The organism is Pseudomonas sp. PWP3-1b2 (genome assembly GCF_049896045.1).
Lineage (GTDB): Bacteria > Pseudomonadota > Gammaproteobacteria > Pseudomonadales > Pseudomonadaceae > Aquipseudomonas > Aquipseudomonas antarctica_B.
The window spans coordinates 14540-38755 of sequence record NZ_JAFCTN010000030.1 but is presented as its reverse complement, the minus strand read 5'-3'; the positions used below and the strand labels follow the sequence as shown (position 1 = coordinate 38755).

At 57.9% G+C, this 24216-nt stretch carries 26 protein-coding genes and 1 tRNA gene; 9 read left to right on the top strand and 18 right to left on the bottom strand.

Going from position 1 to position 24216, the window contains the following annotated elements:
* The first annotated feature begins 32 nt into the window (after positions 1-32).
* Genes ACP7A2_RS19065 through ACP7A2_RS19045 form a run of 5 tightly spaced genes read left to right on the top strand, consistent with a single transcriptional unit; the run spans position 33 to position 3364 of the window.
* Positions 33-251, top strand: a complete 219-nt coding sequence (locus ACP7A2_RS19065) for a hypothetical protein (RefSeq protein WP_348058717.1) — start codon at positions 33-35, stop codon at positions 249-251.
* Complete coding sequence (locus ACP7A2_RS19060) at positions 248-640, top strand: type III secretion protein (protein ID WP_426135450.1); 393 nt, start codon at positions 248-250, stop codon at positions 638-640. Before ACP7A2_RS19065 ends, ACP7A2_RS19060 begins: the two co-directional genes overlap by 4 nt.
* Positions 641-654: 14 nt before the next feature.
* Positions 655-2796, top strand: a complete 2142-nt coding sequence (sctC, locus tag ACP7A2_RS19055) for a type III secretion system outer membrane ring subunit SctC (RefSeq protein WP_426135449.1) — start codon at positions 655-657, stop codon at positions 2794-2796.
* Complete coding sequence (hrpT, locus tag ACP7A2_RS19050) at positions 2793-2996, top strand: HrpT family type III secretion system protein (protein WP_426135448.1); 204 nt, start codon at positions 2793-2795, stop codon at positions 2994-2996. The genes sctC and hrpT overlap by 4 nt, the downstream gene beginning before the upstream one ends.
* Positions 2993-3364, top strand: a complete 372-nt coding sequence (locus tag ACP7A2_RS19045; protein ID WP_426135447.1) for a transcriptional regulator — start codon at positions 2993-2995, stop codon at positions 3362-3364. The genes hrpT and ACP7A2_RS19045 overlap by 4 nt, the downstream gene beginning before the upstream one ends.
* Here ACP7A2_RS19045 and sctU read toward each other — a convergent pair whose 3' ends face one another.
* Genes sctU through sctW form a run of 11 tightly spaced genes read right to left on the bottom strand, consistent with a single transcriptional unit; the run spans position 3365 to position 13511 of the window.
* Entirely contained in the window at positions 3365-4462 is a 1098-nt protein-coding gene (gene sctU, locus ACP7A2_RS19040) for a type III secretion system export apparatus subunit SctU (protein ID WP_426135446.1), read from the bottom strand.
* A complete protein-coding gene (gene sctT / locus ACP7A2_RS19035) occupies positions 4459-5247 on the bottom strand; it encodes a type III secretion system export apparatus subunit SctT (protein ID WP_426135445.1) in 789 nt (262 codons plus the stop codon). Before sctT ends, sctU begins: the two co-directional genes overlap by 4 nt.
* Before the next feature lie 10 nt (positions 5248-5257).
* A complete protein-coding gene (gene sctS / locus ACP7A2_RS19030) occupies positions 5258-5521 on the bottom strand; it encodes a type III secretion system export apparatus subunit SctS (protein ID WP_348058731.1) in 264 nt (87 codons plus the stop codon).
* A 7-nt stretch (positions 5522-5528) separates the two neighbouring features.
* Positions 5529-6182 (bottom strand): type III secretion system export apparatus subunit SctR, encoded by a 654-nt coding sequence (sctR, locus tag ACP7A2_RS19025; RefSeq protein ID WP_426135444.1) that lies wholly within the window; start codon positions 6180-6182, stop codon positions 5529-5531.
* Positions 6179-7192: a FliM/FliN family flagellar motor switch protein gene (locus ACP7A2_RS19020; RefSeq protein ID WP_426135443.1), complete on the bottom strand. Its 1014-nt coding sequence runs from the start codon at positions 7190-7192 to the stop codon at positions 6179-6181. The genes sctR and ACP7A2_RS19020 overlap by 4 nt, the downstream gene beginning before the upstream one ends.
* Positions 7189-7647 (bottom strand): type III secretion system HrpP C-terminal domain-containing protein, encoded by a 459-nt coding sequence (locus tag ACP7A2_RS19015; RefSeq protein ID WP_426135442.1) that lies wholly within the window; start codon positions 7645-7647, stop codon positions 7189-7191. Before ACP7A2_RS19015 ends, ACP7A2_RS19020 begins: the two co-directional genes overlap by 4 nt.
* Positions 7644-8072: a type III secretion system stalk subunit SctO gene (gene sctO / locus ACP7A2_RS19010; RefSeq protein ID WP_426135441.1), complete on the bottom strand. Its 429-nt coding sequence runs from the start codon at positions 8070-8072 to the stop codon at positions 7644-7646. Before sctO ends, ACP7A2_RS19015 begins: the two co-directional genes overlap by 4 nt.
* Positions 8059-9417, bottom strand: coding sequence for a FliI/YscN family ATPase (locus ACP7A2_RS19005; RefSeq protein WP_426135440.1), 1359 nt, complete (start codon positions 9415-9417; stop codon positions 8059-8061). Before ACP7A2_RS19005 ends, sctO begins: the two co-directional genes overlap by 14 nt.
* Complete coding sequence (locus tag ACP7A2_RS19000) at positions 9414-10313, bottom strand: FHA domain-containing protein (RefSeq protein WP_426135484.1); 900 nt, start codon at positions 10311-10313, stop codon at positions 9414-9416. The genes ACP7A2_RS19005 and ACP7A2_RS19000 overlap by 4 nt, the downstream gene beginning before the upstream one ends.
* Before the next feature lie 37 nt (positions 10314-10350).
* Positions 10351-12441, bottom strand: coding sequence for a type III secretion system export apparatus subunit SctV (gene sctV / locus ACP7A2_RS18995; RefSeq protein WP_426135439.1), 2091 nt, complete (start codon positions 12439-12441; stop codon positions 10351-10353).
* Positions 12438-13511, bottom strand: a complete 1074-nt coding sequence (gene sctW, locus ACP7A2_RS18990; protein ID WP_426135438.1) for a type III secretion system gatekeeper subunit SctW — start codon at positions 13509-13511, stop codon at positions 12438-12440. Before sctW ends, sctV begins: the two co-directional genes overlap by 4 nt.
* A gap of 263 nt (positions 13512-13774) precedes the next feature.
* On the opposite strand from sctW, the gene ACP7A2_RS18985 reads away from it, so the two are divergent.
* The 3 genes from ACP7A2_RS18985 to ACP7A2_RS18975 all read left to right on the top strand — a co-directional run bounded on the left by ACP7A2_RS18985 (position 13775) and on the right by ACP7A2_RS18975 (position 15813).
* A complete protein-coding gene (locus ACP7A2_RS18985; RefSeq protein WP_348058747.1) occupies positions 13775-14326 on the top strand; it encodes an RNA polymerase sigma factor in 552 nt (183 codons plus the stop codon).
* Positions 14327-14730: 404 nt separating this feature from the next.
* A tRNA-Met gene (locus ACP7A2_RS18980) sits at positions 14731-14807 on the top strand.
* 322 nt (positions 14808-15129) lie between these two features.
* A complete protein-coding gene (locus ACP7A2_RS18975) occupies positions 15130-15813 on the top strand; it encodes a hypothetical protein (RefSeq protein ID WP_426135437.1) in 684 nt (227 codons plus the stop codon).
* 490 nt (positions 15814-16303) lie between these two features.
* Here the strand turns inward: ACP7A2_RS18975 and ACP7A2_RS18970 are convergent, their stop codons facing one another.
* The 3 genes from ACP7A2_RS18970 to ACP7A2_RS18960 form a co-directional block, all read right to left on the bottom strand.
* The gene (locus tag ACP7A2_RS18970; protein WP_426135436.1) at positions 16304-17650 is read right to left on the bottom strand and encodes an outer membrane beta-barrel protein; all 1347 of its coding nucleotides are present in this window, start codon (positions 17648-17650) and stop codon (positions 16304-16306) included.
* Between the two features lie 64 nt (positions 17651-17714).
* Complete coding sequence (locus ACP7A2_RS18965; RefSeq protein WP_426135435.1) at positions 17715-18710, bottom strand: PDR/VanB family oxidoreductase; 996 nt, start codon at positions 18708-18710, stop codon at positions 17715-17717.
* Positions 18707-19843 (bottom strand): Rieske 2Fe-2S domain-containing protein, encoded by a 1137-nt coding sequence (locus ACP7A2_RS18960; protein WP_426135434.1) that lies wholly within the window; start codon positions 19841-19843, stop codon positions 18707-18709. The genes ACP7A2_RS18965 and ACP7A2_RS18960 overlap by 4 nt, the downstream gene beginning before the upstream one ends.
* Positions 19844-20080: 237 nt before the next feature.
* On the opposite strand from ACP7A2_RS18960, the gene ACP7A2_RS18955 reads away from it, so the two are divergent.
* Positions 20081-20995 carry a helix-turn-helix domain-containing protein gene (locus ACP7A2_RS18955; RefSeq protein ID WP_426135432.1) on the top strand — a complete coding sequence of 305 codons (915 nt, stop codon included), beginning with the start codon at positions 20081-20083 and terminating at the stop codon, positions 20993-20995.
* Positions 20996-21014: 19 nt separating this feature from the next.
* On the opposite strand, the gene ACP7A2_RS18950 is transcribed toward ACP7A2_RS18955, so the two are convergent.
* The 4 genes from ACP7A2_RS18950 to ACP7A2_RS18935 are packed head-to-tail and all read right to left on the bottom strand — an operon-like array spanning position 21015 to position 24093.
* Positions 21015-21806, bottom strand: a complete 792-nt coding sequence (locus ACP7A2_RS18950) for an alpha/beta fold hydrolase (RefSeq protein ID WP_426135431.1) — start codon at positions 21804-21806, stop codon at positions 21015-21017.
* Positions 21796-22638: a hypothetical protein gene (locus tag ACP7A2_RS18945; RefSeq protein WP_426135430.1), complete on the bottom strand. Its 843-nt coding sequence runs from the start codon at positions 22636-22638 to the stop codon at positions 21796-21798. Before ACP7A2_RS18945 ends, ACP7A2_RS18950 begins: the two co-directional genes overlap by 11 nt.
* The gene (locus ACP7A2_RS18940) at positions 22631-22888 is read right to left on the bottom strand and encodes a hypothetical protein (protein ID WP_426135483.1); all 258 of its coding nucleotides are present in this window, start codon (positions 22886-22888) and stop codon (positions 22631-22633) included. Before ACP7A2_RS18940 ends, ACP7A2_RS18945 begins: the two co-directional genes overlap by 8 nt.
* Positions 22889-22935: 47 nt before the next feature.
* The gene (locus tag ACP7A2_RS18935) at positions 22936-24093 is read right to left on the bottom strand and encodes an alpha/beta hydrolase family protein (RefSeq protein ID WP_426135429.1); all 1158 of its coding nucleotides are present in this window, start codon (positions 24091-24093) and stop codon (positions 22936-22938) included.
* Between the last annotated feature and the right edge of the window lie 123 nt (positions 24094-24216).

The window sequence follows — 24216 nt, the reverse complement described above, 5'->3', positions numbered from 1 at the left end:
ACATAGCCCATACACATCAAGAGTAAAAGTGTATGGAATTCTACGGGAACCTGAAAAACCAACTGTTGAGACGCGCCGATATTGAAAAAAATCGGACCGAAACGGCCATGCAGGAAACCGATGCAGACGACGCCGACGTCGACCTGTTCGAAATGAGCATGCTGCAACGCAACGCCAAATACGCCTTCCACGAACAGGTCCGCGCCAGGCACATGTTGCTGAAAGCGGCCATCGACGGCGCGCAAAGTTGAACGCCCTGATTGCCAACTGGGTGCATGCCCGTGAAGACCCGCTCACGCTGTTTGAAGACAACCACGCCATCACCCTGCAGCGCGAATCGGGCGCCCTGAAATTGAGTGTTCAACTGACGCTCTCGCGGCCCGGCAACGCTCAGCTGGAAACCTGGATGCGGCCGGGTGAATACAGCCTTGGCCGCTTTCAGGGAGCGCTCTCGCAAGCGCCGGACCGTGGCGCGCTCTGGCTGGTTCAGTGCCTGCAGGATGAGGCGAACGAGGAGCAGATTCTGGGTTGCCTCGAAAGCCTGCTCAACCAACGTGATGCCTGGCGCGCGATGGTCACTCGCCAAGCGCGGCCCGTGCCTCCCACTCCTTCTTCGGCGCTACGCTCGCTGGCGCTCTAACCCGAGAACTCTCCATGGACAACACGCCCCACAAACGCACGCGTTTGCGCGCTCACTCGCCTGCCTGCCCGCCCAAACCGGCTCAATGGCGCAGCCTGATGCTATTGCCCTGGTTGCTGCTGCCCCTGGAAAGCAGCCTGGCGGCCATTCCGTCTGAATGGAAAAACACCGCCTATGCGTATGAGGCCGAGCACAAACCCTTGCGAGAGGTGCTGGAAGATTTTGCCCAGACCTTTGGCATACAGCTGCAAGTCGACGGCCTGCTCGAAGGCATCGTCAACGGAAAAATACGCGCCAATACCCCTCAGTCACTGCTCGACAGGCTTGCCGTTGAGCACCGTTTCCAATGGTATTTGTACAACAACACGCTCTATATCAGCACCCTGGACCTGCAAGAGTCGGCGCGCCTGGAAGTCTCCTCCGAGACCATCTCCGACCTCAAGCAGGCACTGACCGATATCGGCCTGCTCGACAGTCGGTTCGGGTGGGGCGAACTGGCTGAAGATGGCGTGGTGCTGGTCTCAGGCCCCAAACGTTACATCGAGCAGATCAAGCAGTTCAGCAGTCAGCGCCGCTCCCCGGATGAAAAACAGAGCGTGCTGAGCTACCCGCTGAAGTTCGCCAACGCGGCCGACCGCATTGTGGATTATCGCGGCGAGAAGCTGACTATCCCGGGCATCGCCAGCATGCTGCGCGGGTTACTTGAGCCGCGTACAGCCTCCGCGCTTTCAACCGCGAGCAAAGCGCCCAACGCCCCGTCACCAACAGCACTGGTAATGCCGAATTTCCCTCGGCTGGGTAACCCGTTGCTGGAACAAATGCTCGGCAGCTCTACAAACTCAGGAGAGCTGGCAACCGGTGCCGCGCTCACCCCACGCGCGGCGCGGGGTGCCAGTCGAATCCGGGTCGAGGCGGATGTGCGCAACAACGCAATCCTGATCTACGACTTGCCGGAGCGCCACGCGATGTACCGCGAGCTGATCACTCAGCTCGACGTCGCGCGCAAGCTGGTGGAGATCGACGCAATCATCCTGGATATCGAGCGCACACAGTTGCGTGAATTCGGGGTCAACTGGGGGTTTCAAAACAGTCGGTTCCGCGGCGGCGCCAACGTGGCACCCGGCACCACCTCACAGCTGGCCATCGAAAGTCGCGATCGCTTCTTCGCCGATGTACGCGCCCTCGAAGCCAAAGGCCTGGCGACCATGGTCTCCAACCCGTCGGTGCTGACCCTGGAGAACCAGCCGGCGGTGATCGACTTCAACCGCACCCAGTTCCTCAAGGCCGGCGTTGAAAACGCGACCATTTTGCCCGTCACCGTCGGTACCAGCTTTCAGGTGGTGCCAAGGGTTATCACCAGCCGGGGCAGCCATCAGATTCACTTGGTGGTGGACATTGAAGACGGCAATTTCGATGAATCCAACCCCACGCTCGACGGCCTTGATGTGCGCCGCGGCAAGGTGAGCACCCAGGCAGTCATGGCAGAAAAACGCTCGTTGGTGGTCGGTGGGTTTCACGTGACAAACAACCGAGACAAGCAAAGCAAGGTGCCGCTGCTGGGGGATATTCCACTGCTGGGCAAGGCGTTGTTTTCCTCGACTGAACGGCAGAACAACCGCCGCGAACGTCTGTTCATCCTCACGCCACGGGTGATCGGCGATCAGGCCGACCCGTCACGTTATTTGCCCCAGGAAGACCAGGCCGAACTGCAGGCCGCGCTCAAACCATTGGCGCGCCGCCTCGCCCCTCACCAGCCTGAAATCAAGCGCAGCGATATCACCGGTACCCTGGCTCACCTCGTCAGCGGGCAAGTGCCCAAAGGCTTCGAGGCGGGACCGATGCCCCTGGGGCTGGACACCTTGTGCAGCACCCGCGACGTATTGGCACTCAACCCCGAACGCAGCCAGTGGTACACAGGCCCCCAGTTCAACGTGGCGGTGGTGGTGGTGCGCAATCAGATCAAACGCAACGTACGCATTGATGAAAAGGAATGCAGCAATTCGCAGACCCTGGCCGTCAGCGTCTGGCCGCGTGCCTGGCTCAAACCCGGCGAGGAAGCAGAAGTGTTTATCGCCATGCGCCCGGTCGTGAAGGATGAACACATCGGTGTATCGCGCCCTTCCCTCCTCACCCCAACCCAGAAGACCCGACCATGAAACACACATTGTTGTGCGCCAGCCTGATCGGTGCCGCGCTGCTCCTCGCCGGTTGTACGCCCACCTGCAAAGGCGACTCCTGTTCACGCCCGCAATCGAGCAGTGACAAACTGGTGGTCTGGTGGCCGCCACACATGCGCGTCGACACTGGCCCGTCCGGCGAGCGCTCGGACTATCAAACGGTGTCGCTGGAGCGATGAGCACCCCCGGTTTGCCTGGCGATACCTCTAATCGCCAGGCGTTTCTGGACGCTCTGGTGAACGGCGATGCCGTTCACCTGCCGCTTTGCCAGGGAATCAAACTGTGCGCAATGAAGGCAGGCACCCGCCCGGGGCTGAGCCTGATGGTTGCCCGCGAAGCCCTGCAGGCCGGGCAATTGCAGCGCGTACTGGAACGCCGTTTTGAGCAGGCCGTCGCGTTCGACGGCTGCTTTATTTACCTCGATGCGCGTGGCGCACTGGTGATCTGGCAGGCACTGCCCGAGGCGCGCACAGCCCTCGAACCAACGCTCAGCCGACTGCTGTCGCTGGCCAACCTTGATGCCCTGGATGGCCGCCTGGTTCGTTGATCAGCGTTGCTCAAGCTCAGGCAGTTCAAGGGTTTCACGCTTGGCGTCATCGTCCAGCTCGCGCAAGGTGCGGTAGATAAACGCTACGGCCTGCAACGTCTCGCGAGGGATGCTCGCGCCCAACTTTTTCTCGTAGATCGTACGCGCCAACCACACGCACTGGATGACCGGGACATCGGCGGCCTTCGCGCGCGCGATGAGTTTTCGCGCGTCGGCATCGGTACCCTTTTCCACCAGCAGCGGCAGCGGGGTTTTCCCCGGTCGGTAATACAAGGCGACGGCAAAGTGCGTCGGGTTGACCACCAGCATGTCGGCCTCCTCGAGCTTGGGCAACTTGACCTTCGGTTCTTCCTGGGCCAATTGCTGCGCAAGCTGGCGGCGCTGGCCTTTGACGTGTGGGTCGCCTTCCATGTCCTTGTATTCCTTGACCACCTCAACCTGGGTCATGCGCATGCGCTTGGCGAAGAAATACTTCTGCAAGGTCAGGTCAATCAGCGCCAGCACCAGCAATAGCCCAAGGCAGGCATGCAGCAAATGACGAAACACGGCGATCAGCGCCAGGATGTAGCTTTGCAGATCGCTGTTGGCCAGGTTGATCAACGCGTTCAGTGACGGGCCGATAACCACGTACAAAATCAAACCCAGGAGCGAGGCTTTGACGATGCCCATCAGCAAGTTCATCAGCGACTGCGGCGAGAACATTTGCTTGGCTTGATTGAGCGGGTTGAGACGCTTGAAATCCAGTTTCAGAGTCTCCGGTGCGAACAGCAGACCGAACTGCATCCAGCTGCTGATCAGCTTCACCGTAATCGCTACCCCGACCATCAACAGCGCGAACGAGAAGAAAATCAGCAAGGCGTCCGTCAGCACTTCTTCCAGGGCGCGCGCAAAGGGCTGGCCGAAGCGCGACAGCGGTAACAGCATCAATTGCTGAAAGCGTTGCAGGCTGGTTTCGGCCGTGAACAGCGCGATTTCACTGATGGCGGTCAACACCAGCAATTTGCCGACGTCCTGGCTTTGCGCAACCTGGCCTTTCTTGCGTTGATCGCGCAGTTTTTTCGCACTGGCCGGGTGTTTCTTTTCTCCCGAATCACTCATGGCGCCGACACCTTGAACATCAAGCCAAGGGAATGTTTGAGGTCACCCAACAGCACCATGCGCCCGACGATCAAGTCCTGCAGCAAGGCAAAATACAGAATCAAAATGCCGATGCCCGCCAGGCATTTCACCGGCGGTGCCAGTGTGCTCACCTGCAACTGCGGGCTGTAGAGGCCCAGCAAGGCGATACCGAACTCCAGCAACAGCAACACCGCGATAAAGGGCGCCGCGTAGAGCATCATGTGCATGAAGGTATCGCTGAGCAATGCCACAAAGGTGCTGAAACCATTGGCCCCCACCACCGGAAACCAGGCAGTCGGCGGCCAGATCTGGTAGCTGTCCCAGATCACCTGGGTCAACGCTCCCAGGCCCAGGCTGACCATTAACAGGTAAATTGCCAGTTGCTTGAACAGGTGCCCGATTGGCGTGGCGTCAGGCCCGAGCGAGGGGTTGAGTTGGCCACCGGCCAGCGCGCCACGCTGGTTATCCAGCAGCGCCCCCACCGCCTCGAACATCCAGAACGGCATCGACAGCAATGTGCCTAGAAGAAACCCCAGCGCCGCTTCTTTGAGCACCAGCGCGGCCAGCATCAGCGCCGAGAGGTCAGTGCCCGCCAGCAGCGCGTTGATGCCTGGCGCAGGGATCAGCGCCATGACCATCACAATCGTGTGCCGGGGCATACCGCGAATATGCTGAAAACAGAACGCCGCCACCAGAAACGCGCAGGGGTAGATCCGCGCCATGCCAATCAGCAGGCTGGGCAGGAACTCAAGATAAAGCAACACAGGCAGGCCCTCAGTTCAGTGCAGAGCGGGCGATCATGTCGAAGGTCAGGTTGATCAGCTGGATAAGCTCCACGCCGATCCAGCGCCCCGTCACCGCGAGGGTGATCCCCACCGCCACCAGCTTGATGCCAAACGGCAAGGTCTGGTCCTGGATCTGCATCAGGGCCTGCACCAGCGACGTCAGTACGCCGACGATCACCGCCACAATCAGCGGCGGCGCCGAGAGTACGACCACCAGCAACATGCCCTGCTTGAACAGCACGATCGGTTCCATAGAAGGCTCAGAGATAAGAAAGGAACAAGCTGTCGAGTAGCCGCGACCATCCGGAGACCATCACGAACAACAGCAATTTGAGCGGCAGGGAAATGGTCATGGGCGAGACCATTTGCATGCCCAGCGCCAGGAGCAGGTTGGACACAATCAGGTCGATCACGATGAAGGGGATATAGATCAGAAAGCCGATCTCGAACCCCGCCTGCAACTGCGACAGTACAAACGCCGGAATCAGCAGGATCAGGTCTTCGCGCTGTACGTCCTGTGCCATCTGCGGCGGCCACATGCGCGCGGTGTTTTCCAGCAAATGGGTGAGGACATCCGGGTCGATGTTGCGCACCATGAAGGCCCGCAATGGCTTGATCGCCTCGAGCCCGGTTTGCTGGAGCGTCTGCACGTTGGCAAGGTTCAGCGGCGTGACCTTGACCACCTCGGCGATTTCATACCCCACCGGCGCCATGATAAACAGCGTCGCTGCCAGGGCGATGCCGTTGATGGCCATGCTCGGCGGCACTTGCTGCACACCGATGGCGTTGCGCGTAATCATCAGCACAACCACGATCTTCAAAAATGCCGTGCACACGATCAGCAGCATCGGCATCAACGATAACGCCGCCAGAAACACTGCTAGAACGAGGGGATCTACCCCCTGAAAACTCATCGGGAAAACATCACGCGGGTTAACTGCAGGCCCAGTCGTCCGTCGACGTCCACCAGTTGCCCCTGGCCGATGGCCCGATCGCCGTAATACAAACCCGCCATGCCTGGGCCGTACCCGGAAATGCCCAGCACCGCACCCGGTGCCAGGTTGCGCAGCTCGCCGAGTGTGAGGTTGAGCGTCCCGCAACGCACCGTCAGCGCCATGCTCAATTCATCGAACGGCTCGTGGCCGAACACATCCTCCACGGGCTCATCGTCCGCCTGCCCAAGGTAGTGCGGTGCTGCAAAATCCTCTTCCACAAACGTGTCCTCGATAGAAACAAGGGTCAGGCTCAAAGGCCCGGATTCATCATCAATTTGCCCATGCAGGCGCTGCCTGCCGGCCTGTACATAACCATCGCCACGGGCTTGAAAAAAACTCTGCTCGAGCATCAGCACATCGCCCACCCGCAGGTGGCTCACCTGCTTGATGGGCAGCTGTGAGTGGCCAAGCGTGACGGCAATCGCCACCTGAAACTGCGCCGGTAAGGGTTCGGCGATGGGCACCCACGGGCCCGCCTCGCACAAGGCGAGAAAGCTCTCGGGCGCCAGCCACAAATAGCCCACGACCCTGGACGCGCCCAGGGTCACTGACAGGCTGCAACCGAAGTCCGAAGGCCGATCGGTCGTGCGCAATCGCACGTAGCCCAACAGCGCGCGTATCTGAGTACTGAGGTGATGCTGGAACAACTCCCAGAACCAGGAGTCCGGATCGTTACCGGACTGGGCAAGCGTCACCGGGCACTCGCCGAGCAGGCTGAACAGCGGCCCCGGCTCGCCGAACGCCAACACGCCGCACGCGGTCTCGAAGCACAACGGCTTCGCGCCCACCGGGGCACGCCCCGGCTCAAGCAACAGCTCACCCGTTTGCTGCGCGACCTCAAACGGCAGGCGCAAGCCACGCCCCAACCGGCGCCGTGCGGCCACCGCATCGCCCTTGACACAAGGAAAATTCAACAGGGAAACCATCATGCCGGGCCCGTGCTGGCGACGCTTAAATTGACCGGCATGCGCAAGCTCTGCGCGAGGCCCTCCTGGCAGCGTTGGCGCACACCACTGAGCCAGCGCGCGGTGGACTCCTCCTCCGCTGCAAGCTCGACGTTCCACGCCCCGCTCTCGCGACGAACAGAGGCGTTAATCCGCCCCAGCCGAGGCAAATACAACACCGCGACCAGCGGCCACTGCGATGCGCCCAGCACCCGTGGCGCCAGCTGTTCGGTCAATGCCTCGACCATCAGGGCATCGGCTGAGGGTTTGCGTCGTGCAAGGGTTGCCCCGTGGCCGCTGCCGCCCCCACGGTCGTCGAACAGTTGGGAGAACAGCCGTCTTTGCTCCCAGGGCACTGCGGCCAGCATTTGCGACTCGGAGTCATCCTTGGCATCGCGGGAGCGCAGGCGTTTGGGCGAACGGGTGGAGACCTTTGTCATGTCGGCTCCTGAGCCAGCAGATTGGATAATTCATGGAGTTTTTCGACTTGACGCAGGCACAGGGTCACCTGCTTCTGGGCACTGCCAATTTCAATTTCCTGCTGTTCTCGCCGGTCTTGCAGCTCATGCAATTGGCCTTCTTCGCGCTGGGTGCTGGCAGACAACGTCTGCTCCTGCGCACTCCAGGATTTCAGCGCTTTAAAGGTCAGTACCTGGCCCTGGTGTTCGTTGAGCAATTGCGCGCTTTGCTCGGCTTCATCCCGCCGGGTTTGTTCAAGCGTGTCCTGCGCCTGCCGGATACTGGCGAGCAAGGCTTGCTGGGTTCGTTTTGCCTCACGCAATGCACGCTCGGCGCGGTCAGCGCGGTGCCTGCGCAGGCGGCGCAGGGTCTCGATCTCGTCGAGTTGCAGATCAGAATGGGACATACGCCGTCAGCTCCGTCAGTTGCTGCAGGGTGGTCTCGATGGGTGTCGGCTCGCGCAAGTCCTGGCGCAAAAAACCATCGACCGCCTGGCGGCTGTCCACGGCCATGTCGGTCAAGGCATCGCTGCCCGGCTGGTACTCGCCCAACTTGAGCATCAGTTCAATCTGCTGGTAGGCCGACAACAACCGCCGCAACCCCGTGCCGGCGCTGATATGCCCGGGCTCGGCAACGTTGCTCAATATGCGGGAGAGGCTGGCCAACACATCAACGGCCGGGTAATGGCCACGCTCGGCCAGCTTGCGTGACAGCACGATATGACCGTCGAGCAACGAACGAACTTCATCCGCCACCGGGTCATTCATGGAGTCCTGTTCGATCAGCACGGTGTAGATCGCGGTGATCACGCCGTCACGGGTCAGCCCGGCACGTTCCACCAGACGCGGTAACAGGCTGTAGACCGACGGTGGCAAACCACCGCGGCCCAGAGGTTCGCCGGCGGCCAGGCCGATTTCGCGCTGGGCCCGGGCAAAACGCGTCAGCGAGTCGATCAGCAGCAGTACCCGTTTGCCCTTGCGCCGAAACCCCTCGGCCAGCGCCGTCGCGGTAAAGGCCGCTCGGGCGCGCTCCATGCTGGAACGGTCGGAGGTGGCGCAGACCAACACGGCTTTGGCGCGCAACTGATCGTCCAGCTCGTGGTCGAGAAACTCACGTAGCTCACGGCCCCGCTCGCCGATGAGGCCGAACACAATCACATCGCACTCAACGTTACGCGCGATCTCTGCGAGCAAGGTCGTCTTGCCGCACCCGGCGCCCGCAAACAGGCCGACACGCTGGCCCTCGCCCAAGGTGAGCAGGCCATCGATCGAGCGCACGCCGGTAGCCAGTGCGCGGTTGATCCGTGGGCGCTCCGTGGGCAACGGCGCCTCGCATAACACCGGGCTGGCGTCAGCGCTGTCGGTCTCGACAAACGCACTGGGGCCATCGCCCGCAATCGGCCGGCCAAAACCATCCAACACCTGGCCCAACAGGTCATCACCGACCCTCACCCGATGCGGTACGCCGAGGCGCTCCACGCTGGCGCCCACGCGTACGCCTTCCAGGTTGCCCAAGGCACTGAGCAGCGCATCCTGCTGATCGAAACCAATGATTTCGGCGAGCATGCTGTCGCCAGGGGATTTCTCGACCCGGCACAAATCGCCAATACGCGCCTCGGGCAACCGGCATTGCAGCAGCATGCCGCTGACGCGCTGAATGCGGCCGCGCTGGGTAATCGGCGCAAAACGCGTCAATGCCAGTGACTGTTGCTGCTGCCAGGCTTGCAGGCGTTCTTGCAGGTTATCGTTCACCAGCGCACCTCATACCGTTGTGCCCCATCGAAGACCACCTTGTTGTTGTCGATCTGCAGCAAGCGCAAGCCGTCTACTTCATCACCGACAAACAGCCGATCGCCGGTCTCGAGGACCACGTGGCCATTCGGTCCGCCGACGATCTGCGAAATCTTGAAGGGCAGCGTGCCGTCGCTGACCCGCACACGGCTGAGCACCGGCACCACCGTTTCAAACTGCTCGCCGAAGCGGCTGAGCATGCGCGTCACCAACTCGACGTCGTCCTGGGGCACTTCGCCGTCCAGCACGATCTGGCCGTTGATCACCAGCAAGCTGACGCGCTGGCCCAACTCACGCTCACTGAGCATTTTCAGCAGTTGCTGGCGCACCTCGAAGGGCGAGCCCAACTCGCGTTTCTGGTCCGCCGCCGGCATCAGTGACGCCTGCGCTTCGCGCTCGCCCGTGGAGGCGACGCCCAACGCCACGATGATCACCGCGCACACCAGCACCAGGCTGATCAGGTGCTTTTGCCGCGTGGGCGAAATGGATGACAGCGTCAACGCCAGAGGTGCCGCGTTATCGGGGGCTGACGGTGCCGGTTGCGGCGCTGGCGCCTGGGGCCAGGGATGGTCGGCCAGCGTGACGCACAGGCGCACGGCGCCAATCGAAAAAACCGTGTTGAGCGCCAGGTCGGTGATCTGCGCCAGGATCAGGCCATCCGCGCCCTGAATCAGCCCCGCCTCGGCCTGGACCGACCAGCACCCATGCAGGAGCCGCAGCCGCGCATGGTGCTCGGCAATTCCGCCGTCGTTGAGCAAAAGGTCGGCATCGGCATGGGCACCGATACTCCATTGTTCACCGAACAACGGCAGCGCGGCGCCTTGATGCAAACCACTCAATACCCGTAGCTCATACATCATCGAGCCCACCCTCGCGCATGCCACAGGGACTGACTCATGCCACCGCCCCGCGCATCAGCTCGTCCTGACTGAGGTCAAAACGGCCGAGCACTTTGACCTTGGAGGTGTTGCCCAACTCGGCAAATGACAGCACCGGCACATGGTTGAATTCTTCGAGCAACAAGGTACGCAAGGGGCTGCGCAGATCCTGGGCAACCAACATCACGCTTTTGGTCTTTGCGCGCAGGGTAAAGGCCTGGTTGAGCAAGCTGATCAGCGCCGCGCTGCTGTCGTTATCGAGCGCAAAGAACACGCCCGTCTGGGTCTGACGCAGCGCCTCACGCAGGATATTTTCGGTCTGCGGCGCCAGCAGCCAGGCGTGCAAGCCGTCGGCCTCGCTGTACTGATGAAAGATCTGCGACTTGAGGGCGATGCGCGCGTAGTCGGCCAAGGCATCGGGCTCACGCTCGTGTTGGCCATACTCAATCAACGACTCGACAATCAGCCGCACCGCACGCAGCGGCACACCTTCACTGGCCAGGCGCTGCAGCACCGCCGAAAAGCGCGAGAGCGGCATGATGCGTTGCAGTTCCTGAACCAGCTCCGACTGGTTGTGTTCCAGCCAACCGAGGATCGATTTGCTCTCCTGGATGCCGAGAAACTGCGGCCCGCTGAGCATCATCGAATGGGTCATGCGTTCAACGACCAGACTCAATGCGCTGAAACGCTCAAGGTCCGGGTCGTCAAGCAGTGGATCATCGACGGGCAACCACACCCAGTCCTGCTCTTCACGCTCGGGCAAGCCCGGTACACCGTGCGCCGGGTCCTTGAGCGCCGAACGCGCCACGGCCACCTGGTGACCCTGAGTGGCTTTGACCATCGGCACTTCGTGCACGCAAAAACGCATTTCGTCGTCGGCCAACGAAGCGTCGAACTCGACTTCAAACGGCGGCAGCGTCAAACCGATTCTGGCGACAATGCCGTTACGCGCCTTGCGGATCTCGTGCATGAGTTCCACCACCACGTCAGTGCCGCGCAACGAGGGAGGAAACTGCAAGAGATAGGGCCGGGACGGATCGAACCCCCGCAAGTCAACGAAACCGTTTTCTTCCGGCGCCATCTCGATGGTTTCCGCCTCCTTGGCGCGCTCCTCGCGCTGGCGTTGGCGCATGAGGTAAAAACCCAGGGAACCGGTAATCGCTGCAATCAGGATGAACACCGTGGTGGGCATGCCGGGCAACGCAGAAAAGGCGAGCATCCCCACCGATGCAATCATCCAGCTCTTGGGTTCGCTGGTCATCTGCCGGGCAATTTCGGCGCCCATGTTGCTGACGCCTTTGCGCCCATCCGGCGCGACGCGGGTGATGATCATGCCGGCCGTCAGGGAGATCAGCAGCGCCGGAATCTGCGCAATCAAACCGTCGCCAATGGTCAGCACCGAGTACAACGCCATCGAGTCGGCGGCGCTCATGCCATGCTGAAACATACCGGTGGAAAACCCGCCCAGCAGGTTGATCACCACAATCACCAAACCGGCAACGGCATCGCCTTTGACGAACTTCATGGCGCCGTCCATGGCCCCGAACAACTGGCTCTCACGGGACAACTGGTCACGCTTGTCGCGCGCCTGGATGCCGTCGATCAACCCGGCGCGCAAGTCGCTGTCGATGGACATCTGCTTGCCGGGCATCGCGTCGAGGCTGAAGCGCGCCGCTACCTCGGCGACGCGTTCGGAACCCTTGGTGATCACCAGGAAGTTCACCAACGTCAGGATCATGAAGATCACCAACCCCACCGCCAGGTTGCCGCCCACCACAAAATTGCCGAACGCCTCGACGATATCGCCCGCGTCCTGCTCCAGCAGAATGAGGCGCGTGGTGGCAATCGACAGCGCCAGGCGAAACATCGTGGTCAACAGCAAAATCGAGGGGAACGAAGAAAACGCCAACGGCCCAGGCAGGTACAGCGCCAGCACAATCAACAGGCAGGAAATACAAATATTGAGCGCGATCAGGATGTCCACCAACCAGGTGGGCAACGGCACGATAAAAATAAACACAATGGCCAACACCACCACCGCACCGAGTACTTCGGCGCGCTGGGCGGCCAACAGCAGCCAGCGGTTGAGGGTCGCCAGGACAGTCACGCGATCACCCTCGACTCACTGCCAAACCGGGCGTGGCCTTTCTCCAGCAGGGTGAATTCGTCCATCACCAGCAAAAAATTATGCAGGCCTTCCTGACGCCCGCGGGTATCGCGCCACAGCGCCATCGGCAAGCTTTTGATCACGGGGTAAATCGCATTCAGTGACGCCAACGGGTTCGCCGCCTCCTCACCGAGCAACTCTGCGGCCAGCCGCTCCACTTCGGAGGTATCAATGCCGTTGCCGGCGTATCCCAAGAGGCGCTGCAACAGCACGACCGCGTCGTGCTCGACCTTCAAGCGTTCGATCAAGCCATTGCAGCTCGACAAAACACCCCCGAGTTGACCGCAGCTTTGCAGCCCCAGCAGCAGCGTGCGCAACTTGGCCGTCGGGATGGACGAGGCCAGGGCTGCCACATCGTCCGCCAGGGCCCGGCGCATGACGTTGAGCCCATCAGAGAAACGATCGCCGCCGTACATGCCCAACAGCGCCTGCATCATGCTCGACAACGATTGGCGCACCACCACATTGGCGTAATACAGCGCGCGTACCGCCTGGCGTTCCTGGGGGTCACCACTGGCGGCTTGCAGCGTCATGGCGATATTCAGGCCCGCCTGGATTTCGCGCTTGTGGCGCAGTTCCAGCCTGGCCAGCGCATCACGCGCCAGCGCGGCTTCCGTCTTGCGCATTTCGGCTTCCGCCTGCGCCGTAATCTGTCGCAGCACCACGTAAGTACGCGCCGGATCGCCGCCCGTGAGCTTCAACAAATCTTCGACGCTGGGCTGCTTTTTCAGCGCCTGCCGGGCTTGCTGAGTGATGGAGGCCAGGCTCACCTGCGCAGGATGACCCAACTGATCATAGAGTTGCGCGAGCTGCTCGGTCGGGGTCACCAGAACCCCCATCGAGCGTTGATTCAAGGTTTTGCTGGTGAACGCCACTTCCCGGCTGAACGCGCTGGCGAGCTCATCCAGACCCGGCGCGGCAACCTGAGCGCGAACCTGGGCGACCTTCTCGGAGGCAGGCTGCTCCAGGCGCTGGATTTTGTGCAGATCGTGGTTGGATTCGACTTTCATGGGCGTGCCGGGACAGGAAGTTTGTGTCCCTATGTGGCAGGCGTTTGGCGAACGGTTCCATCAGGACTATCGCCATCGCGCGTTTTGAAAATACCCGCACAGAACCGTCGAAGGTTTTGCAAATAGCTGCGCAAAAACACTCTATTTCAAGATATATATTTATGTAATTCAATTACTTGCACGAGTTTTCCGCTTGGCACAGCCGGTGCAAAAGGGGTTCTCGTCGAAACCCATTCGACAGCGTCTACCCTGAGGAAAACATCGTGAATATCCCCATTGAAGCTTTAGCGCACCTTGTTGGCAGCTCGCCTCAATTCATGCTCCAACTGACGGACGAACAGCAGAAAAAACTTCGACGTTTTATTCATAAACGCGTACTCAACCCCGAAGATGCGGATGACATCCTGCAACTCACCTACCTGGAGGCCTGGCGCAACCGCGAGCGTTTCGGTGGCCAAGCCACCCTCAGCACCTGGATGTGCGGCATCGCACAGAACCTGATCCGCAACCACTTCCGGCGCATGTACGCCAAACCGATTCACTGCGAATTCGACGAATCGCTGTGGCACGGCCAGGAAGACAACAAAAACCTGGATTGGGAATTCGAGGTCAACCGCCGGCTGGAGAAAACCCTCAGCGCGATTGACCACTTGCCCGCAGAAATGCGCAAGACGCTGTATGCCTCGCTGGAAACAGATGGCAGCTACCAGGACACTGCCGACGTGCTGGACATTCCGATCGGCACCGTTCGCTCACGCCTGTCGCGCGCACGCGAACAACTGAAACGCGTCACGCACACCCCGTCACAACCGTAAGGCCGCAGAGAGGCAACTGTTGGGTGGCAGGGATATCTGCCCAACTGAATTGGCCTGCGCTTCGAATTCGCTCTGCGTTTCCCCACCTGAACCAAAGCACTATCGTCCTCGAATATAAAGACTAATTGCTGCACCTCGACCGCGCCTGAAACGCAGCCTGGAACGCGCCGCAAACCCAATGTGGGAGCGGGCTTGCCCGCGATAGCGCCGTGTCTGCCAGCACACCTGCCAACTGACCCACCGCCATCGCGGGCAAGCCCGCTCCCACATTAGATCTTCACGGATCGATCATTGCCGCCCGTCGCCGTTTAGCCGGTTTTTCGTTAAACAGTTGAAAGCGTAGAAAAAATCTCAATAAAAGTGCTTGACGCATTCCCGTTCTACGCGAATAATGCGCGCCACTTGGCTACATAGCTCAGTTGGTTAGAGCATAGCATTCATAATGCTGGGGTCCGGGGTTCAAGTCCCTGTGTAGCCACCAAGTACTAAAAACGGCTTACCGAAAGGTAAGCCGTTTTTTTATGCCTCGAGAAAAGTGCTGAGGCCTACTCGGCCCCAACGGTGCGACACTGGCAGTTAGTCGAGACAACGGTTTTCGGACGGTTGGCAGCTGCTTGCCAACCGAGATCAGCTCAGGGGGAAACCCAAAAAGTTCAGGATTTCGGATACTCAGAATGCAACGGAGATTCGGCCAAGCTCCATTTAGCTGACTGATCGAAACAGACTACATGGCCTCACTCATACCAAGTCGTCTTTTTCGCTGACCAACTTGCTGATGATGTATTTACAAGGAAACGCAGATCATGAAGCCTACCGAGCATAGTCGCCTCATATCCGAAGCCGCCAAGCTTGAGCTAGCCCCCATAGGCTGCTCACAAAAAGGCAGGTCCAGAACCTGGCTGGATGATCATGGTTGGTGGGTTGGCGTGGTGGAATTCCAGCCGCACTCAGGAGCACACGGCAGCTACCTGAATGTAGGAGCGTGTTGGCTATGGTTCGAAAAGGACTACTTTTCGTTTGATGATGGCCACAGAGTGAAGCCATTTCAAGAGTTCACAAATGCGCAGCAGTTTGCTGAGGATGCGAAATATCTAGCCCAGAGTGCAAGGGAAGAAGTGCTGAAACTGCGCCTAAAATATCCCACGATCAAGGTTTGCGCGGACCATCTATGTGCCCATCCGCTCAATGCACCTTGGGGCTACTTTCATGCGGGCGTAGCGGCCGGACTTTCTGGCAATGCGGAGGTTGCGGAATATCAGTTTTCTAGAGTTACGAATGAAGAGTCCAAGGCTCAATGGATGAGTTCACTACAGGACCGAGCGGCGCAATTGGCTTCGATGGCTAATGATCAAAAATTGTTTACTTCAGAGATTGCCTCTGTAGTAGATCGAACGCGAAGACTACTCAAGCTTCCGATTGCCCAGCCATTAGTACCCTTTAATAACGAGACCTCTCTCACCGTGTCGACCAACGCCCGCCGACGTTGACTTATTGTTCACAGGGTCGACCTGAAAAAAGGTTAAGTTTTGTTAAGTCGCTGGCGCTGACCAAATTGAAGAAATCGGCCAAAAGTGGACTTTAAGATGGACATCCTGTGGGGAAACAAGCAGGGGGCAATCACTGTGTTCTTCCAATCACAAAGTACGCACTCATAAAAAAGCCCGCAACGCACTCCGAGACCAATCGCAAGGTTTCCCGGGCAAAAATGTTAGGCGTTCAGCTCCCGTTTTATTCAACTGGAGAGCTATGCATCCATCACTGGGTCAAAAAACGGCGATAGGATCTCTATTGCCGCCGGAGCCCGCTATGGGGAAATACCTCTCAAAGAGAACGCGCCATATCGGATAGAATTAGCGCGTACATGCCGGGCCTACCAGGCACTGCGTGTTTAGGTAATGTGAAGCCCAAACCTTTCTGGTCGAACTTCAAACAGACGAAGCTGCAAACGTCTTCATGCCGGCAACGATGTCCTTAACACTAAAAATAGAGCAGCGCCTCAACGGTGGCCGTCGTCTGGTCTCTGTCGCGCCCGTTTCCGAATGGATGGTCTGTTTCGCGACCATTAAAGCGGTCATATCGCAGTTCTGGCCTAATGGAGAGATTTCGGCTCGCTTCGTAACGAAGCCCAACCGTCAGGGAGTTGAACGAACCGTGGGCGAGTGAGACAGGAAAAATCGCGAAACCTTGAGGGTCGTTAAAGTGTTCTGCACGGACAGAAAAAGTGAGGTCATCTTGATATTTGTAGCTGATCGAAGTGTTCGCCCCCCACCAGTGAGCGCCGTCAAAGCCTGGACCAGTCACGATATCTATGGTGCTGGATTTACCATCACCGTCTTGCTTGCCGTACACCACCTCTGCGCCTGCGGACCAACGCTCGTCAAATGCGTGCCAAGCGTTGAGTGAGTGTTGTTGCTTGAATTGCCCATCAGGGGAGATCAGACGAGCTGTCGGAGCCTGTACATCTGAGAAGTCTTTGTTCTGCTCGTCCCCAAGAATGAACTCGTAATCGACCCAGGTTTGCATATCGTTCGTGCGCCAACGAACCGCCCCGAGTAAGGACTGTTGGTCGTTGTTATCCCGCAAATTATTCCATCCCTGTACGACTCCGAGTTCAGCGCCTAATACACCCGAGCTGCCTGAAAACAACCGGGAGCCGAGTACCACGCCAGAGACTGTCGCGGGCTCTGAAACAAATGCGTAAGTTTTGGTCGCGAATGCATTCCGTGCTAGTCGAATGTTTGGCGGAATTTCATACCCAATCCCAGGACCAAATATTCCCGCCATCACGCTGATGCCCGTGCCAACTGGTAGGTATGCCGTCCCAAACAAATCTGGGAAGGAGTAATACTTTTGCCGGTTACGTCTTGAGTAATCGGCATCAGTAGCCCCAGGCTCGTTGACGCCCCAATGCTCATCCCAGCCTACGGTGCGAGAGAATTGTCCATCGCGCCCGTATAGCAGACCCAAGTTAAAACCCAACGAGTAGTCAGTTGGCTGAGGACCTGGCAAAGGGGTAATGCGTGTCAGGTAGGGGGCATTCAGAACCTTTTCGATAAATAGATTCACAAAAGCCAGCTCAAACTTCTCATCCGCGTAGCCGGCCACAGGAAGGTTAGTTAGCCCCCCATCTCGCTCACTTGTCTTGGACGTATCGTTACGTGAATAGCCTGCGTCGATAACGCCGTAAACGCGTATACCGGTTTCACGCTCTAGCTGCGGCAGCAGCCACGTGGCTAGATCGCCCTCGCCAGAGGGGCCAGGTGGAGCAGCTGCGTACAGTTGCCCACAGAATGTCGCGCACAACAAAGCAATGCGAGTTCGCATTAAATTAACCCTTTTTATTTTTATTGGTGGGCGTCAAGTCGCCGCCGATGTTTTACCGAGCAAGTTAAAGGTCTAGGACTAGTAAGTCTCCCTTGGCTCTGGAGCAGCACGGGGTAAATACTGTGTTCAAAGCCTTTTCTACATTCGAAAGAACGGAATCTCGGTGGTCTATTTCCCCATCAAGTACCCCCGTGAGGCAGGTGCCGCAAATTCCCTGTTCGCAGGAAACGGGAATCTCGAATCCGTGGCGCTCAAGGACTTCGACGATGGTTTCACTGGCATTGATTTGGAACCGCTCTCCACTGCTGGAAAGAATCACATCGAACGACCGGTTCTCCTCGCTATGTTCGTGGGCGGGGGCGACAAAGAACTCTTTGTGCAATTGATCTTCCGGCCAGCCCTGACCAGTTGCGGCGCAAAGAACTGCCGTCATAAACCCCTGTGGTCCACACACATACAAATGCGAGTTCTTTTGCGGCTTTTGAAGGATTTTTTGGAGGTCAGCCCGCTCTTTCTGGTCGTCAAAATAGAAGGTGGTCTTGTTCCCAAAACCGCTTGCAACGATGCGCGAATAGAAGGCCGCTCTGTCAGCGGATCGTGCGCAGAAATGCAACTCAAACGATTGGCCGTCCGTCTCAAGCCGCTCCGCCATCGATAGTATTGGCGTGATACCAATACCCCCGGCGAACAAGACTGAATGTTCGGCATCTTCGGCTAGTGGGAAATGATTGCGAGGGGCGCTGATCCTTAATGCACGGCCTACTTCAATGGCGTGTAGCGCGCGCGAACCCCCTCTGGAGTTTTCGTCGTTCAACACGCCAATCAGGTATCGCCCTTCATGCTCTTTTGCACTGCAGAGCGAATATTGGCGAATCAAACCGGGCGAGACTTCTACATCGATATGAGATCCAGGCGTGTATGCGGGAAGCGTTACACCGTTCGCAGCAGCGAGTTCGAAAGAGGCGATGCCCGCTGCCTCCTCCTGCTTGCTCACGACGGTTACATCAATCCAAGTAGTCTGCATTGAAGTGCCTTCAAGACTTCTGTTGAGCGCGTTCATGCTTGTGCAGCCGCTTCACGAGCGATGATTATTTCCGGCGTCGCCGATTGTTCGCTGTCTGCCCGCTCCTTCAGGTAACGGCGCATTGCAATGCCCAACGCATCGCTGGCAATGGAAACCTCAAAAAACTCATCTACAGGCGTGCTGTTGGTTACCTCCTCCACCAGCGCCAACCCCACAACATCTTCGTCAAATGCCCTGAAGAAGTGGGTCGCCATGAACTCGGAGGCTTCGGCACTTTGCTGCGCAAAGTCACGGCCTAAGTAAATAAAGTAATGGGTCGAAGTCGCGGACTCGGGGGTTGGAAAGTGAGCCACCTTGATCTGGTACTCCGGCCGCTCACCTGCGGGAAGAGAACCGTCGTAGAGCCGAGTCGTGACCTCATACACTGCCGGGGAGAGGAACTCATTGCGCACTATCCGGCCTGCGTTTGCGTTGTTCTCTAACCCTGTAGGTTTGCCCCAAACCGGAGGTAGACGCGTAGGTTCGACAGTACGAATCAAGGCATACCGGCCCGGATTGATTTCGGTCACCGTTGGCGCACGCACATAATCGGGAGAGCCGATGGTGTTCTCATGCATAAAGCTAAGGTGAGAGGTATCCAACAGATTTTCGTGAAGACTCACGTAACTCGACTTCAGGGCGTAGTACCCCTGGCCGCCGGCCCAATGTGGCGACTCCATCCATGGCAGATGTGGAATCTTTTCTTCAGCAGCTAAAGCCGGATCGCCCATCCAGATCCAAATTACAGAGCCCCGTTCAACCATGGGGAAATCGCGCACACCAATATTTCGCGGGCACTTCGCTACAGAAGGAGCCTCGATCAGGGTGCCCTGAGCGTCGTACCGGAATCCGTGGTAGCCACAAATAAGCGTGTCCCCAACCAGGCGGCCAGCTGACAGAGGGAATGAGCGGTGCGGGCAGCGGTTATCCAGCGCGATAGGCGCGCCGGCCTCGGTGCGGAAAAGCACGAGAGTGCGGCCAAGGATAGTGCGTTGAAGTAACGTTCTGCTGACTTCATTACTGAAAGCAGCTACATACCACTCGTTGAAGATGAAAGGCGTGTCACGGTTTGCCAGGTGGCGCATGGCAGTTTTGGCGCCGTTGACTACGGAAGGCGAAGGCACGGTCATTATTATTCTCCAGGGCCTGTTTACTTGCCACCCAGCGTGGATGGTTCATACACCTGGAAAATACCAAAACCTCCCAAAGGCCTTTTGACCAGGGGTGACGTGAATTTTGACTGTCTATCCGGTACTAGCGCCTAGCAGTTGTCTGCTGTTTGGATTGGCGTACATTGACTAGCAGCGCATCGCGCACTGTGAAGGCGTTGTTGATGAGGGCTAACCATGCAAACAATAAGAAATGACATGGGCCGCACGGATTTTCAGAAGGCAATGGAGAAAGACTTCTCTATTGGCCTCTCCGTAAATGCCATTGATGCAGAACCGTTCTGGAGCCAAGTTGTCGCCTATCGAAGCCGTACGCTCCAATTTGCCTCGTTGCGATTTTCTCCGCACTCCACGTCCAGTGCGTCCAACATTCACCTTCAGACATCTCGAATGCTAATCACCCTTCAAAAAGAAGGTGAGGTTGAGGTGAGCCAAGGGGGACGTACGAGCAAAATCTCGGTGGGTCAAATGTTCATGATTGACCCTAATAAGGCGTTCCACATCCGGACTGGGGAAATACAAACCCACTCAGTCTATCTGCCACCAGCGATGCTCCGTGCCTTGATGCCCGGTATTGATGACATGACTGCTATGGCCATCGACGTGACAAAAGGTGTCGGTGCAATGTTTGGCCATATGCTTGATCAGCTCTTCGAGCTAGCCCCCACTCTGGACGAGCCAACCGCTGATCGAATTGCCGAAGCGCTTCCGCATATGCTTTCAATAGCGTTGATGAGCCTGGGGCAATCGGACGAGGTATCGCCCAATCGCTTGATTGCAATGCACAAACTTCGCATTGACCAGTACATCCAGGCGAATTTGGCGGACCCTTCCCTAGATGCAGAGAGCATCGCCAAAGGTGTTGGGCTGTCTACTCGGTATGTCTATGAACTCACAGCGAGCGAAACTGAAACCCTGATGAAAAGGGTTTGGCGGCTTCGCTTGGAGCAATGCAAAACGGACTTTTCGAACGCACAGCTGAGAAACCGCTCGATAGGCGAAATTGCCTATCGATGGGGTTTCAGCGATGTCGCGCACTTCAGCCGGTCGTTTCGTGACCGCTATGCTTGCTCGCCACGTGAATGGCGCAAGCTGTCTCAGATCGAAGGCTAGCCCGAAGTTCCTTACGGAGTTAGACCGGCACCGCGGACTTAAGAAATGCACCCACAGTTTCGGCGAAAACTGTAGGTGCCTCGGCGGCGCTGAGGTGCCCGACATCTTGGAGTATGTGCAGCTTCGCACTAGGTAAAACAGTGCTCATCAACTCAAGGGCTGCTAACGGAATGGCGGCATCTTGATCGCCCGCCAAGATGAGTGTCGGGATATCAATTTTGCTAAACATCTCGAGGTGGTCTAGCTGCTGAATGGCTTTTGCAGCCGCGATATAGCCCTCACTTGATGTAGTGGCGATCAACTTTCCAATCCACTCCAGGCACATAGGCGAGCGTTGCGTAAAAGCTGGTGTAAACCATCGAGCGAGTGTGTCCTGAATCTGGGAGGACATACCATTAGCAATGACCGCTTCGATACGCGACTGCCATAGTTGTTGCACAGGCTTCGGAGTGATGGCGCCGCAATTCGCAAGTACCAATGCACGAAGTAACCCGGGATGGGCTAAAGCGTAGGCCTGGGCGACCATGCCTCCGAGCGAAATGCCGAGCATCGCTGCCGGCTGCGTGCGCAACTCATTTAGGATGTCGTCCACATATCTGGCGTATCCGTCCATAGACCCATTCGCAGCATGACGCGGCGCCCTGCCATGACCTGGAAGATCCACCCGGATAACATAGAATCGCTGAGTGAGCAGTGGTAACAGCGGGAGCCAAATTTCGCTGGAGGTTGCGATGGAATGCAGAAGCACAAGAGACGGCTTGCTGGGATCACCATCGGTGTAAATCCCACGCTCTCGAAGCTCAAGCGTCATGACGACTCCCCTCAACACCCCAGCTGGCCAGACCGATGCCGGTATACCACTTTTCAACCGGTTTATAGAAAATGGTCTCGGCAGCAGTTCCATTGGCAGCACCGTGGGCGATCAACCAATTCCGAATCTCCTCTGCGCCATTACCTGCTGTATGCACTTGCTCTGTGGAATGCTTGAGCAACTCCTCCTCCGAGCCCTGTTCCAGCAACTCCAGAAAGCGCCGGTCAAACTCTTCGTTGACCAGGCCCATCCGTGGCGTGGCGATATCGTGACTGATTCCGCCAGTGGCCAGGATCGCGACTCGTTGCGTGGGGTTATAGCTGTCGATGGCTTTGCGTAGCAGCTTGCCCCAGGCCAGGCATCGGGCCATCGTAGGTAGCGGTGGTTGAACGCAGTTAATTAGTAAGGGGACTACCGCCAACTCATCTGACAGCCCGGAAAGCTCCAATGGTGTTAACGCGCCATGATCGAGCGTCAAATCCATGGATAAGGCTGGATCAAAGCCCTCGTTAAATGCCACTTCCAGCAAATGAGTACTGAACTGTGGTGAACCTCGCAGAATGCGTTTCGGCGCCTTTAACCAGTGTTCGATGGGCGTGGCATAGCTCTCAGCCGCTCCCACGCAGAACGCCGGAAGATTATCGAGAAAGAAGTTGTGCAGATGATCGTCTGCGATGATCACCAGAACGTCAGGCTTTGCTTCTCGTAGCCTCTTGCCGACAGACCGAAATGCCGCAAAAATTTCGTTTCGCTGCTCATCCGCAATGGCGTCCGGAAAATTGAGCATTACAGGCGTGTGGCTAGCAGCAAAGATGCCTACTAATTCAGCCATGATTCACCTCCGCACTCACAGACCGGAGTGACTCAACAAATACCTGTTCTGAAATATGCAAACCGAGGCAGTGAGCACGAAGAAGGTAGGGATTAACCCCTGCGAGATACATAGCCCCAATGTCGTTATCACGAATTGCGGCTCTCTTCTCCTCACTAAGCGGAACGGACTGCATGTAGAGGTCTGGGCCTTCCATATACCGCTGGAGATGGTCCGCTTTGTGATGCACGTCGTAGAGGACGCGATTCATCCAATACGCTTCAGTGCTTGGCATCGCTTGACGCCAGTTACCAGCCTTCATTTCGATGCTCGCATACGCAGCTGATCGACGACCCAGTCCACAATCGATGGAAGAGTTTTAGGGGTATTCCCCATATGGCCGCCAGGGAAGAAACGCACGCTTTTGGGTGTACCATGCTCCGTCAGCAGGAAGATGTCCTCAATCGGGCACTGGCGATCTTGCTTGCCATTGACCAGTAATAGCGGGGCACTAGGGTTATCCAGCAAGCCCTGGTCTAAGAGCGAAAGGCGCCTGAAGCCTTCAATGTATTCAGCATCGTTATTGGCCCCCAACATCCGGCAACGAGTTTCCACCAGCTCCATTAAGTAGCTGTCTGGATACCGGGATGCTTCCACCCATTCAGGTTGGAACATGTGGTGCGCACCACCACCCCAATTGACGGCGGCCGCAATTCGATCAGGGACCGTAAGGGCCAGTTTTGTAGCCCAGTAACCACCAAACGAGCGTCCAAGAAGCGCAACGCGTTCTGAGGTGAGATCGGGCTGACTTTCTGCCCACTCCATGACGGCTAAGAATTGCCGCTCTGCATCGATAACACCTTTGACTGGTGACTCACCTGTGCCTGCGTTGTCGAGGGCGATGGTGGCGATGCCTTTGGCAAGAAATGCGTTGCACGCAGCAGTCATCTGCTCCTTCCACGCATCGACCCCACCCCACATGATGACGACTGGAGGGTGCTTAATTCCGAGAGGGCGACGGTAGTAAAACACTACCTGTTGGCCTTCATCTTGACGACCCGCAAAAGGAATGGTCACCTTACTGACCGGCGACTCCCAGCTCTGGCTAGCGGCTACGTAAGTCTCGCGTTCAAGTTCTGCACTGCGCAGCTTGTCTGGATGATTCGGGCACGGGAAGCGCCCCAGGAAATAAAGCCCACTGGCCTTCATATAAAACTTCGCCGCAGATGCAGTATCGCCAGCCTCTCGTAGCGCTTCTGCCTGCTGTTGGGCTGCTTGACCAGCGTCCAGCCACACTTTCGCCCAATTCGCCCCGTCAAGGCCGGTAAGGCTGTCGATTAGTGTCGGACCTTCGTCCGGATCTAAAAGGTTGAGGGGGTGAACTCGGGCAGCAAGCTTCTCCTTCATCCAGACTTTGACTTCAGCAAGCGTTTTCGGGCGACCTTGAACAGCGGTAGTGTTTGGCGCACTCGTCATGGTAATTCCTTATTCTTGGCGTAAAAAAAGACGATGCGCACATCCTAGGTAGTTGCTTCAGGTGGTACTTGGCTTTACCTGCGTTGATTTTTGACTCTATGCGTTGGGGTTAGAGGCCCCACA

Coding starts and splice junctions, on each gene's coding strand:
- ACP7A2_RS19000 (WP_426135484.1), bottom strand. CDS start 10,313: ATGTATGAGCTACGGGTATTGAGTGGTTTGCATCAAGGCGCCGCGCTG.
- sctU (WP_426135446.1), bottom strand. CDS start 4,462: ATGAGTGATTCGGGAGAAAAGAAACACCCGGCCAGTGCGAAAAAACTG.
- ACP7A2_RS18975 (WP_426135437.1), top strand. CDS start 15,130: ATGAAGCCTACCGAGCATAGTCGCCTCATATCCGAAGCCGCCAAGCTT.
- ACP7A2_RS18945 (WP_426135430.1), bottom strand. CDS start 22,638: ATGGCTGAATTAGTAGGCATCTTTGCTGCTAGCCACACGCCTGTAATG.
- ACP7A2_RS18955 (WP_426135432.1), top strand. CDS start 20,081: ATGGGCCGCACGGATTTTCAGAAGGCAATGGAGAAAGACTTCTCTATT.
- sctS (WP_348058731.1), bottom strand. CDS start 5,521: ATGGAACCGATCGTGCTGTTCAAGCAGGGCATGTTGCTGGTGGTCGTA.
- ACP7A2_RS19020 (WP_426135443.1), bottom strand. CDS start 7,192: ATGATGGTTTCCCTGTTGAATTTTCCTTGTGTCAAGGGCGATGCGGTG.
- ACP7A2_RS19045 (WP_426135447.1), top strand. CDS start 2,993: ATGAGCACCCCCGGTTTGCCTGGCGATACCTCTAATCGCCAGGCGTTT.
- sctO (WP_426135441.1), bottom strand. CDS start 8,072: ATGTCCCATTCTGATCTGCAACTCGACGAGATCGAGACCCTGCGCCGC.
- sctC (WP_426135449.1), top strand. CDS start 655: ATGGACAACACGCCCCACAAACGCACGCGTTTGCGCGCTCACTCGCCT.
- ACP7A2_RS19065 (WP_348058717.1), top strand. CDS start 33: ATGGAATTCTACGGGAACCTGAAAAACCAACTGTTGAGACGCGCCGAT.
- sctW (WP_426135438.1), bottom strand. CDS start 13,511: ATGAAAGTCGAATCCAACCACGATCTGCACAAAATCCAGCGCCTGGAG.
- hrpT (WP_426135448.1), top strand. CDS start 2,793: ATGAAACACACATTGTTGTGCGCCAGCCTGATCGGTGCCGCGCTGCTC.
- ACP7A2_RS18965 (WP_426135435.1), bottom strand. CDS start 18,710: ATGAACGCGCTCAACAGAAGTCTTGAAGGCACTTCAATGCAGACTACT.
- ACP7A2_RS18960 (WP_426135434.1), bottom strand. CDS start 19,843: ATGACCGTGCCTTCGCCTTCCGTAGTCAACGGCGCCAAAACTGCCATG.
- sctR (WP_426135444.1), bottom strand. CDS start 6,182: ATGAGTTTTCAGGGGGTAGATCCCCTCGTTCTAGCAGTGTTTCTGGCG.
- ACP7A2_RS19015 (WP_426135442.1), bottom strand. CDS start 7,647: ATGACAAAGGTCTCCACCCGTTCGCCCAAACGCCTGCGCTCCCGCGAT.
- ACP7A2_RS18970 (WP_426135436.1), bottom strand. CDS start 17,650: ATGCGAACTCGCATTGCTTTGTTGTGCGCGACATTCTGTGGGCAACTG.
- ACP7A2_RS18935 (WP_426135429.1), bottom strand. CDS start 24,093: ATGACGAGTGCGCCAAACACTACCGCTGTTCAAGGTCGCCCGAAAACG.
- ACP7A2_RS18950 (WP_426135431.1), bottom strand. CDS start 21,806: ATGACGCTTGAGCTTCGAGAGCGTGGGATTTACACCGATGGTGATCCC.
- ACP7A2_RS18940 (WP_426135483.1), bottom strand. CDS start 22,888: ATGAATCGCGTCCTCTACGACGTGCATCACAAAGCGGACCATCTCCAG.